Source organism: Mesorhizobium sp. M1A.F.Ca.IN.022.07.1.1 (assembly GCF_003997575.1).
Classification (GTDB): domain Bacteria; phylum Pseudomonadota; class Alphaproteobacteria; order Rhizobiales; family Rhizobiaceae; genus Mesorhizobium.
Genome location: NZ_RZST01000221.1, coordinates 1 through 9,911, shown reverse-complemented (window position 1 = coordinate 9,911; position 9,911 = coordinate 1). Strand labels below are relative to the sequence as shown.

10 protein-coding genes are annotated in these 9,911 nt (G+C 65.6%); 5 read left to right on the top strand and 5 right to left on the bottom strand.

The features are described 5' to 3' along the window. Window positions 1-1,059, top strand: a 1,059-nt coding sequence (gene ispG / locus EOA75_RS21960) for a flavodoxin-dependent (E)-4-hydroxy-3-methylbut-2-enyl-diphosphate synthase (protein WP_127325139.1), incomplete at its 5' end; no start/stop codon positions are given. A 3-nt stretch (window positions 1,060-1,062) separates the two neighbouring features. Next, window positions 1,063-1,923 carry a lytic transglycosylase domain-containing protein gene (locus EOA75_RS21955; protein ID WP_127325138.1) on the top strand — a complete coding sequence of 287 codons (861 nt, stop codon included), beginning with the start codon at window positions 1,063-1,065 and terminating at the stop codon, window positions 1,921-1,923. A 1-nt stretch (window position 1,924) separates the two neighbouring features. Here EOA75_RS21955 and EOA75_RS21950 read toward each other — a convergent pair whose 3' ends face one another. From EOA75_RS21950 to EOA75_RS21930, 5 genes are all read right to left on the bottom strand, one after another. Continuing rightward, complete coding sequence (locus EOA75_RS21950; protein WP_127247187.1) at window positions 1,925-4,255, bottom strand: response regulator; 2,331 nt, start codon at window positions 4,253-4,255, stop codon at window positions 1,925-1,927. A 125-nt stretch (window positions 4,256-4,380) separates the two neighbouring features. Next, entirely contained in the window at window positions 4,381-4,722 is a 342-nt protein-coding gene (locus EOA75_RS21945; RefSeq protein WP_127241079.1) for a hypothetical protein, read from the bottom strand. Further along, window positions 4,719-5,606 carry an NAD(P)-dependent oxidoreductase gene (locus EOA75_RS21940; protein ID WP_127247186.1) on the bottom strand — a complete coding sequence of 296 codons (888 nt, stop codon included), beginning with the start codon at window positions 5,604-5,606 and terminating at the stop codon, window positions 4,719-4,721. The genes EOA75_RS21945 and EOA75_RS21940 overlap by 4 nt, the downstream gene beginning before the upstream one ends. Continuing rightward, window positions 5,603-6,139: a gluconokinase gene (locus EOA75_RS21935; RefSeq protein ID WP_095799811.1), complete on the bottom strand. Its 537-nt coding sequence runs from the start codon at window positions 6,137-6,139 to the stop codon at window positions 5,603-5,605. Before EOA75_RS21935 ends, EOA75_RS21940 begins: the two co-directional genes overlap by 4 nt. Continuing rightward, the gene (locus EOA75_RS21930; RefSeq protein ID WP_127247185.1) at window positions 6,108-6,863 is read right to left on the bottom strand and encodes an SDR family oxidoreductase; all 756 of its coding nucleotides are present in this window, start codon (window positions 6,861-6,863) and stop codon (window positions 6,108-6,110) included. The genes EOA75_RS21935 and EOA75_RS21930 overlap by 32 nt, the downstream gene beginning before the upstream one ends. A gap of 78 nt (window positions 6,864-6,941) precedes the next feature. Here EOA75_RS21930 and EOA75_RS21925 point away from each other — a divergent pair, with 78 nt between their 5' ends. From EOA75_RS21925 to EOA75_RS21915, 3 genes are all read left to right on the top strand, one after another. Then, window positions 6,942-7,889 carry a 2-hydroxyacid dehydrogenase gene (locus EOA75_RS21925; protein WP_127247184.1) on the top strand — a complete coding sequence of 316 codons (948 nt, stop codon included), beginning with the start codon at window positions 6,942-6,944 and terminating at the stop codon, window positions 7,887-7,889. A 61-nt stretch (window positions 7,890-7,950) separates the two neighbouring features. Then, entirely contained in the window at window positions 7,951-8,985 is a 1,035-nt protein-coding gene (locus EOA75_RS21920) for an L-idonate 5-dehydrogenase (RefSeq protein ID WP_127325137.1), read from the top strand. A 75-nt stretch (window positions 8,986-9,060) separates the two neighbouring features. Continuing rightward, window positions 9,061-9,911 (top strand): LacI family DNA-binding transcriptional regulator (locus EOA75_RS21915; protein WP_127325136.1); only part of this gene is annotated, 851 nt, incomplete at its 3' end.

Below are 9,911 nucleotides of genomic sequence, written 5' to 3'. Positions count from 1 at the left end.
GTCGACCGCGACGAGAGCGCCGCCGCCGTGCCGCGCATCCGTGATCGGCTGGCCCGGCTCGGCGTCAACGTGCCGCTGGTCGGCGACTTCCACTATATCGGTCACAAGCTGCTCGCCGATCACCCGGCCTGCGCCGAGGCGCTGGCGAAATACCGCATCAACCCCGGCAATGTCGGCTTCAAGGAAAAGAAGGACCGCCAGTTCGCCGCGATCGTCGAGATGGCGATCAGATACGACAAGCCGGTGCGCATCGGCGTCAACTGGGGCTCGCTCGACCAGGAGCTCTTGACCCGGCTGATGGATGACAACCAGGGCCGGGGCTCGCCGCTCACCGCCCAGGAAGTCACCCGCGAGGCGATCGTGCAGTCGGCGATCCTGTCGGCGGAGATGGCGGAAGAGATCGGGCTCGGCCGCGACAAGATCATCCTGTCGGCCAAGGTCAGCGGCGTGCAGGATCTGATCGCCGTCTATACCGAGCTTGCGACCCGCTCCAACCATGCGCTGCATCTCGGGCTGACCGAGGCCGGCATGGGCACCAAGGGCATCGTCGCTTCCTCGGCTGCCATGGGTATCCTCCTGCAGCAGGGCATCGGCGACACGATCCGCATCTCGCTGACGCCGGAGCCGAACGGCGACCGCACGCGCGAGGTGCAGGTGTCGCAGGAACTTTTGCAGACGATGGGCTTCCGGCAGTTCGTGCCGATCGTCGCGGCCTGCCCCGGCTGCGGCCGCACGACCTCCACCGTCTTCCAGGAGCTGGCCCAAAGCATCCAGGCCGACATCCGCAAGAACATGCCGGTGTGGCGTGAGAAATATCCGGGTGTTGAGAACCTCAAGGTCGCGGTGATGGGCTGCATCGTCAACGGCCCCGGCGAATCCAAGCATGCCGATATCGGCATATCTTTGCCCGGAACCGGCGAGACGCCGACAGCGCCGGTGTTCATCGACGGCAAGAAGGCGGCGACGCTGCGTGGCCCCTCGATCGCGCAGGATTTCGAAAAGATGGTCGCCGACTATATCGAGCAGCGGTACGGACACGGCAAAGCCGCCGCGGAATGAGCCATGCAGCGCTTGCTCAGGACGGCACTGATCCTGATTTGCGCGCTGATCCCTGCCGGTCAGGCATTCGCCGATCCGCCGCAGTCGCGATCGGCCGCGAAACGGCTGATCAACCGCGTCTGTGATCTGATCGAAACTCAGGCCGAGCAAAATGGCCTGCCCAAGGATTTCTTCGCCCGGCTGATCTGGAAGGAGAGCCGCTTCGATCCCAATGCGGTGAGCCCCGTGGGCGCCGAAGGCATCGCGCAGTTCATGCCGGGCACGGCCAAGCTGCGCGGGCTTGCCGATCCCTTCGACATCGGGCAGGCGATCCCCGCCTCGGCCAAGTATCTTGCCGAGATGAAGGCGGGCTACGGCAATCTCGGCCTCGCGGCTGCCGCCTACAATGCGGGCGAGAAACGCGTATCGCGCTGGCTGTCCTCCGGCGGCTTCCTGCCGATGGAGACCGAAAGCTATGTCTTCGACATCATGGGCGAGCCGGTCGACAAGTTCTCGGACAACGCCTATGCCGGCACTATCCGGCCGCTCGATCCGAAGATGAGCTTCGCGGTCGCCTGCCGCAGGCTGCCGGTGATCATGTCGCGGACCGTCGCCATGGCCTCGATCAACGTCAAGCCGTGGGGCGTCCAGGTGGCCGGCAATTTCCGCCGCTCCGCCGCAATCAGTCAGTGGTTGCGGGTTCGCGGCCGATTCCCTTCCCTGCTTGGCAGCCATGATCCTGTGGTCAGCCGCGTGCGCACGCCGATCGGCCGGCGCGGCATCTATGCGGTCAGGATCGGTGCCGACTCGCGCGCCGAGGCCAACGGCATCTGCAATAAGCTGCAAAGCGTCGGCGGGGCGTGCCTGGTTATGCGAAACCGGTAGCTCAAGCCGTCTTCGCCGCCACCGTCTCGCTGAGCCAGGTGCCGATCTTGGCGCCGAGGCGGTCCGGGGAGACCGGCTTCGGCAGGTAGTCATCCATGCCGGCCTCCATGCATTTTTCGCGGTCGCCCTTCAGCGCATGCGCGGTGACGCCGATGATCGGCGTATGGCTGCCGTTCTGCCCTTCGATGGCGCGGATGGCGCGCGTCGCCTCGTAACCGTTCATCTCCGGCATGGAGACGTCCATCAGCACCAGCCTCGGGCGCAGCGAGCGGTACATCTCAACCGCGGTGCGGCCATTGCCGGCAATGCGATAGCTGAGGCCGAGGCCGTTGAGGATCTGGCCGAAGACCAATTGGTTCACGTCATTGTCCTCGGCGATCAGGATATCGATCGGACCGCTCGGCGCCGCCGCCGGTTCGGGCGAGAGGACCGGAACGGCTGGACCACGGATGACGGTGAAGGGCGGCGGAGCCGACTGGACGACGACCGGCTCGCGCACGAAATGCGCCTTGCCGCCTTGCGTGCGCGCCTTCTGGATGGCGGAGATCACGGTGCCGAGCAGCACCGCCGAACGCGCCGGCTTGGTGAGATGCGCGACGATGCCGAAATCGATCACCAGTCGGCCGAAATCGACCTGGTCGACCGAAGTGAGCAGCACGACCGGAATGGAAGACAGGCGGCTGTCGGCGGCGATCGCCTTGGCGACATCGGCGCCGTTCATGCCGGGCATCTGGTAGTCAAGGATGATGCAGTCGACCGAAGCGCCGAGCTGGCAGGCGCGGTCGAGAAAGGCGAGGCCGACGGCGCCGCTTTCGGCCGCGGCGCAGTCGAAGCTCCAGCTGCGCAGCTGCTCGAGCAGGATCTCGCGATTGACCGGGTTGTCGTCGATGACCAGGACGCGGGCGCCGGTTACGTCGACCGGCACGATCTCGTCGCGCGCCTGCTGTTTGTGTGCCGGCAGCGGTACGGCGAACCAGAAGACCGAGCCGCGGCCGATCTCGCTTTCAACGCCGATCTTGCCGCCCATCAGGTCGACGAGGCGGGCGGAGATGGCAAGGCCGAGCCCGGTGCCTTCGTGACGACGGGTGGACGAGCCGTCGACCTGGGCGAATTTCTCGAACACGCTCTGCAGCTTTTCGGCGGGGATTCCGATGCCGGTGTCCTCGACGCGGACCTTGAGCTGGACGGTCCCATCGACCACATCGCCGCCGACATCGATCAGCACATGCCCCTTCTCGGTGAACTTCACCGCATTGCCGAGCAGGTTGGTAACGATCTGGCGGAAACGGCCGGCGTCGCCGACGACGAAGCCAGGCAGGCGCGGGTCGACGCGCACGATGAGCTCGAGGTTCTTTTCGGCAACGCGGGCCGAGACCAGCGTGGCCACGTCCTCGACCGCTTCGGCCAGGCGGAACGGGGCGGGGTCGAGCGTCAGCTGGCCGGCATTGATCTTCGAGAAATCGAGAATGTCGTTGATGATGGTGAGCAGCGCGTTGCCGGATTTGACGATGACGTCGGTGAAGGTCTTCTGGCGCGGCGTCAGCTCGGTCTTGGCGAGAAGCTCGGCCATGCCGAGCACGCCGTTCATCGGCGTGCGGATCTCATGGCTCATATTGGCGAGGAATTCCGATTTCGCCCGGTCGGCCGCCTCGGCCTTGAACAACGATGCGGCGGTTTCGGCGAAGGCGCGGCGGATCGCGTTCTCCATCGGCCGGAAGATCAGAACCGCGGCGATGGCGATGACGGCGATCAGCAGACCGCTCGCCCATAGGAGCAGCCGGTCGCTGGCGGCATCGGCGAGGCGCCGCTCGTCATCGAGCGCGGTGCGCACGCGAACCAGCATCGGCTGGGCGAAAAGATCGTTCTGGTTGCGGATCTCGCGGTAGCTCCATTCGTCGACTGTCTGGGCCACCGACATCAGGTTGAAATTGCGCACCATGTCGCGCGCCGACCAGAACAGATCGTCGTTCACCGAAGCGGATTCGAGCGCATTGAGCGTATTCTTCGACAGCCGCGGCCTGATCGCCGCGAGCTGCGCGTTCAGGATTTCGATCTCGCCCATCAGCCGTTCGGAATGGCCGCGCGCGGCTGCGGTCAGCCCATCGCGGGTCTCAGCCCGCCACACGGTTCCGGTCGTCTCGGCGAAATTGGTGGCGTTGCGCAGGTCGCGCGAGAAGATGACGAAATTGGCGCTCAAGGCATCGACTTCGTGGCGGTATGAGTTCACGCGGTTGAGCGCGAACATGACGGCCGCCGAGGCCAGGGCAAAGACGAGCAATCCCGAAATATAGCGGACCCGGATCGACCGGATGAAGGAGGAATACTCCGGCATGCGTAACCCCAACCCAAACGCACAATTTTAACGGTCGGGATTACGCTTGATTTACATTAAGATTTCGTTGGTGCGGCTGCCTGTCTTGCCTGCGCATTTAGGGCTCAGGGGCAGATTTAAGCACGTCAATCCGTCGACAGGGAAAACTCGTTGGCGATGGTGACGTGGTGGTGAATGCGTCCCTCGAAATACTTGGCCAACACCGCCTCGGTCGCGGCGCGAGATTCCGAGCGGGCGGGGCTCGCGAGCGCGGCCTCGACCGCGGCCATGTCGCGATAGTTGATTGCCAGGATCATCGGGAATTCCGGCGCGCCGTCGTCGCGCTTCTCGGCAAAGCTGACGCGTACGTCTAGCGCGCCCGGGAAAGCCTTCCACTTCGGCAGGACGGTTCTGATCACATCCTCGCGGAAGGCTTCGGTTTGGCCGTCCTTCACCTTGCCTTCAAACAGCGCATAGCGTGTGATCATGCTGCGGGCTCCTCATCCTTGCGTCGGAAAAATTCCATCAAAGCGGCCTGGTCCTCGCCACCCAGTCCGGCGGCCGTCAACAGCCGGTGCACTTCGGCGCAGACGGCCGTCAGCGGCATTGCGGTGTGCGTGCGCCGCGCCAGGTCCTGCGCAGCGTTGAGGTCCTTCACCATGTTGTCGATGCGGCCGGTGCGGCGGTAGTCGCGGGTGGCGAAGCGCGGCAGGTATTCCTGCAGGATGGCGCTGTCGGCGCGGCCGCCCTTCAGCGCCTGCGGAATCTTGAGCGCGTCGACACCGGCGTCCAGCGCCAGCCGCGTCGCTTCCGCCACAGCCATGAAATTCAAGGCGCACAGCACCTGGTTGATCAGCTTGGTCGTCTGGCCCGCGCCAGCCGGACCCATATGGGTATAGTTGGTGGCGACGTCGCGCAGCAGCTTATGGGCGTCGGCGACATCCTGTGCCGCGCCGCCCGCCATCAGCGTCAATTCGCCGACCAATGCCTTCGGCGCGCCGCCCGAGAGCGGAGAGTCGACCCAGCGCAGACTCCTTTCGCCGGCGTCCGCCGCCAGCTGGCGCGTCGCGTCGGGGTCGATAGACGACATGTCGATGATCAGCGTGCCGGGCTTCGCGCCGGCGGCGACGCCGCCATCTCCGAACACGGCGCGGCGCACGATTGCCGCGGAATTGAGGCTGAGGATGACGAAGTCGGCCGCTGCGGCGGCCGCGGCCGCGCTGGCCGCGGCGCTGGCGCCCTTCGCAACCAGCGTTTCCACCTTGGTCGTGTCGAGATCAAACACGAAGAGCCGGTTGCCGGTAGCGAGCAGGCGATCGCCGATCGCTCCGCCCATGGCACCGGCACCGATTAGCGCGACTGTGTTGGTCATGACGGTCGCTCCTCAAATCTGGACGTTATGTCCGCGACAATCTTTTCGAGCGGTGCGTCGATCGCCACCGCGATGGCATTCTCGTCCTTGCCTGGCACTTCCAACGTCGCGAACTGGCTGTCGAGCAGGCTGGTCGGCATGAAATGGCCGGTGCGCTCGCTCATGCGCCGGGAAATCAGTTCACGCGAACCATCGAGATAGATGAACAGCACCGGCGCGCGGGCCTGCTCGGTGATGAAATCGCGATAGGCGCGCTTCAGCGCCGAACAACCGACGATGACCGGTGCGGGCTGCAGCCTCAGCGTTCCGCCGACTTTCGCAAGCCATGGCCACCTGTCAGCGTCGTCAAGCGGAATGCCTGCGCTCATCTTGGCGATGTTGGCTTCAGGGTGCAGCTTGTCGCCATCCACATACGTCGCGTGGATCGCACGGGCCAGCGCCTCGCCCACCGTCGTCTTGCCCGAACCGGTGACGCCCATGACGACCATGCGCGGCGGCAGGTCAGATCGAAGCTGTGATGCCGCCATCGACATAGAGGACATGTCCGTTGACAAAGGAAGAGGCGTCGGACGCCAGGAAGACGCAGGCGCCGACCAGTTCTTCGACCTTGCCCCAGCGGCCAGCCGGCGTGCGCTTTTCAAGCCAGGCGCTGAAGGCCGGGTCGGCGACAAGGGCCGCATTGAGCGGCGTGTCGAAATAACCGGGCGCGATGGCGTTGCATTGCAGGCCGTGCCTGGCCCAGTCGGTCGCCATGCCCTTGGTGAGATTGCCGACCGCGCCCTTGGTCGCCGTGTAGGGCGCGATCCCCGGCCGGGCGAGCGCGGTCTGCACGCTGGCGATGTTGATGATCTTGCCGCGGCCGCGCCGGATCATGTGGCGCGCCACAGCCTGGCCGACATGGAAGACGCTGGCGACATTGGTCTGCAGCAGGCGCTCGAACGCGTCGGCGGGAAAGTCCTCGAGCGGCGTACGGAACTGCATGCCGGCATTGTTGACGAGGACGTCGATCGCTCCTTGAGCCTGCTCGAACGCATCGATGGCGGCGCGTACCGCATCATGGTCGGTCGCATCGAAAGCGAGCGTCGCAGCGCCGGGGATTTGCGCGGCCGCAACGGCGAGTTTTGCCTCGTCGCGGCCGTTGAGGACCACTTTGGCCCCGGCGCCGGCGAGCCCCTTTGCCAATGCAAGGCCGATGCCTTGCGAGGAGCCGGTGATGAGCGCGGTGCGCCCGGTGAGATCGAACAAGGTGGACGACATTTTCTCGATTGCCTCTCGTCGCTATCCGCTTTATGTTATCGATAACATCAGCTGTCAAGTCCAGTGGAGCGAAAACCGATGCAGCGGCCCCATATCCTTCAGGTTGGACCTTATCCCGCATGGGACGAGGTGCCGCTCAACGAAGCCTTCGTGGTGCATCGTTATTTTGCGGCCGAGGACAAGCCGTCCTTCCTCGCCGACGTCGGGCCGCAGGTCCGCGCCATCGCCACCCGCGGCGAACTCGGCGCGAACCGCGCCATGATCGAGGCCTGCCCGGCACTCGAGGTCGTCTCGGTCTACGGCGTCGGCTTCGACGCGGTCGATCTGTCGGCGTGCCGAGAGCGCGGCGTGCGGGTCACCAATACGCCTGATGTGTTGACCAACGACGTCGCCGATCTCGGCATCGCCATGATGCTGTGCCTGTCGCGCGGCATGATCGGCGCCGAGCGCTGGGTGCGCGACGGCAGTTGGGCCTCTAAAGGCCTTTACCCGCTGAAGCGCCGAGTCTGGGGCCGGCGGGCCGGCGTGCTCGGCCTCGGCCGCATCGGCTATGAGGTGGCCAAGCGTCTGGCCGGCTTCGGCATGGACATCGCCTACAGCGACGTCGCGCCCAAGGATTTCGCCGCGGACTGGGAGTTCGTCGCCGATCCCGTCGCCCTGGCCGGCCGTTCGGATTTCCTGTTCGTGACGCTCGCGGCGTCGGCCGCGACGCGCCACATCGTCAATGGCGAGGTGATCGCGGCGCTTGGCGAGGACGGCATGCTGATCAACATTTCGCGCGCCTCCAATATCGACGAGGAGGCGCTGCTCGATGCGCTCGAGAAGAAGGCGCTCGGGTCTGCCGCGCTCGACGTTTTCGAGGGCGAGCCGAAGCTCAATCCGCGGTTCCTGGCGCTCGACAACGTCCTTTTGCAGCCGCACCATGCGTCGGGCACTATCGAGACACGCAAGGCGATGGGCAAGCTGGTACGCGACAACCTTGCCGCCCATTTTGCTGGCCAGCCGTTGCTGACGCCGGTGCTGTGAAATTGTTTTACGCAAGTTTTCACGCAAAGCCTGCCTGCACAGTCCGAGGAGTTCGCCTGCCATGAAGTCGATCGTCATCCACGCCGCCAAGGACCTGCGCATCGAGGACCGCCCGGTCGAGAAGCCGGGGCCTGGCCAGGTGCTGTTGCGTCTTGCCGCCGGCGGCATCTGCGGCAGCGACCTGCACTACTACAATCACGGCGGTTTCGGAACAGTGCGCCTGAAGGAGCCGATGATCCTCGGCCACGAAGTCTCCGGCGTGATCGAGAGCCTCGGGCCGGGAGTGAGTGGACTGCAGACGGGACAGCTCGTCGCCGTGTCTCCGTCGCGGCCCTGCTACAGCTGCCGCTATTGCCGCGAGGGCATGCACAACCAGTGCCTCAACATGCGCTTCTACGGCAGCGCCATGCCGTTCCCGCATATCCAGGGCGCGTTTCGTGAAATGCTGGTGGCGGACGCGATTCAGTGCGTCCCGGCCGATGGGCTGACCGCCGGCGAGGCGGCGATGGCCGAACCGCTGGCCGTCTGTCTGCACGCGACGCGCCGGGCCGGAGAGATGCTGGGCAAGCGCGTGCTGGTCACAGGCTGCGGGCCGATCGGCCTGCTGTCGATCATCAGCGCGCGCCGCGCGGGTGCGGCCGAGATCGTCGCCGTCGACATCGCCGATTTCACGCTGTCGATGGCCATGCGCGCCGGCGCCGACAAGACCATCAACACCCGAAACGAGCCGGAAGGTTTGGCGCCCTACCTTGCCGACAAGGGGACCTTCGACATCCTCTACGAATGTTCGGGCGCGGCGTCGGCGCTGGCGCATGGCATCGCGGCGCTGCGTCCGCGCGGCACCATCGTCCAGCTCGGCCTCGGCGGCGCCGAGATGGCACTGCCGATGTCGACGGTGACCGCCAAGGAACTGTCGATCAACGGCTCGTTCCGCTTCCATCCCGAATTCGCCGTCGGCGTCGAGCTGATGCGCAAGGGGCTGATTGACGTGAAGCCGCTGATCACCCACTCGGTGCCGGTCGACGAAGCACTTTCCGGCTTCGAGCTCGCCAACGACCGCGGCCAGGCGATGAAGGTCCAGATCGCGTTTGCGTGAGCCGCAACGGCGCGTTGCATTCCGCCGTGATATCGATAACGTACGGCCATGCAATCTTCGCCCAAAAGGCCGACCATGGCCGATGTAGCGCATCGCGCCAACGTCTCGACGATGACCGTGTCGCGCGCTTTCAAGCGCGACGCTTCGGTCAGCGCCGATACGCGCGACCGCATCCTCAAGGCGGCTGAAGAGCTCGGCTATGTCTTCGACAGCATCGCCGCCAATCTGTCGTCGCGGCGCTCCGGCTTCGTCGCCGCGACGATCCCCTCGATCAACAACGCCAACTTCGCCGACACGGTGCGCGGCATGACCGAGGGCCTGCGCGACAGCGGGCTGGAGATCCTGCTCGGCTTCACCGACTATAATGTCGAGGAGGAGGAACGCCTGGTCGGGCAATTGCTGCAGCGTCGCCCGGAGGCGATCATCGTCACCGGCGGCCGGCACACGCCGCGCTGCCGCAAGCTGCTGGCAAATGCCGGCGTTCCGGTCGTGGAGACCTGGGATTTGCCAGCCGATCCCATCGGCCACGTCGTCGGCTTTTCCAATGCCGATGCCGGGCGGCTGATGGTCGATCATTTCGTCCAGCGCGGCTATTCGAGGCTGGGCTTTATCGGTGGCGACACCTCGCGGGACACCCGCGGCCTGGACCGCCGGCGCGGCTTCGTCGCGGCGCTGGAGGACCGCGGCCTCGACGCTTCGCGCGTGATTGCCTCCGGCGTGCCGCCGATCTCGATGCGCGAGGGCGCGACCGCCATGGTCGAGATGATCTCGCGCTGGCCGGACACACAAGCGGTGATGTGCGTGTCCGACCTCTCCGCCTTCGGCGCCCTGATGGAATGCGTTCGACGCGGCATCCGCGTGCCGGACGACGTGGCGATTGCCGGCTTCGGCGCCTATGATCTCGCCGAGCAGTCGGTGCCTTCGAT